Consider the following 675-nt stretch of genomic DNA (forward strand, 5'->3'; position numbering starts at 1 on the left):
CGACCCCAGAGGCGTGGCCGACGACGTTTGCCGCGACGCGCTCGCCGCGGAGGACGTTCCGTGCGTCGCCTTCGACGCGGAGAACCACGTCGCCCGGTTCGACCGCGTCGCCGACCTCGACCGCGTTCTCGGCCTCGACGCCGAGGGAGTCGAAGACGGCGACGGCGGCGTCGAGACCGGCGGCGACCGCCGGCTCCTTCGCCACGAGTCGCCCGGTGGTGTCGCCGGGCACGTCGTTCGTCACGTCGCGGTGGCCGACGTCCTCGGCCAGCCAGCGCTCGACCGTCTCAGTCGTCAGCACTCGGGGTCACCCCCTGTTCGGCGTCGTCGCTCTCCTCGCCTCCCTCGTCTCTCTCGCCTCCCTCGCGTTCGTCCGGGTCGACGAGCGAGTGACAGCCGGCCGACGGCGCGTCGGCGGCCGCGCGGGCGACGAGGAGCGACGAGACGCAGGCGTTCCGGAGTTCGTAGATGGACCGCGAGACGCGGGTGCGGGCGTAGGCGTCGACCTCGCCTTTCAGGCGGCGAAGCCGCGCCCGCGCGGTGTCGAGGCCGTCGGGCGCGCGCTCGATGCCGACGAACTCGTCCATCGTCCGCCCGAGGCGGTCGAACTTCGTGTCGGCGAAGGCGTCGGGGAGCGCCGGGTCGGAGTCGCGCGGCGGCGCGTACTCGACGGTC

The 675-nt window shown here is 73.9% G+C and carries 2 pseudogenes; both read right to left on the reverse strand.

Going from position 1 to position 675, the window contains the following annotated elements:
• Nucleotides 1-301: pseudogene (locus NKF06_RS20740) on the reverse strand (nicotinate-nucleotide diphosphorylase (carboxylating)); the annotation flags it as partial.
• Nucleotides 288-675: pseudogene (locus NKF06_RS20745) on the reverse strand (aspartate oxidase); the annotation flags it as partial. The pseudogenes NKF06_RS20740 and NKF06_RS20745, both read right to left, overlap by 14 nt.

The sequence above is a fragment of the Haloferax sp. AB510 genome (assembly GCF_024136985.1).
In the GTDB taxonomy this organism is placed as follows: Archaea; Halobacteriota; Halobacteria; order Halobacteriales; family Haloferacaceae; genus Haloferax.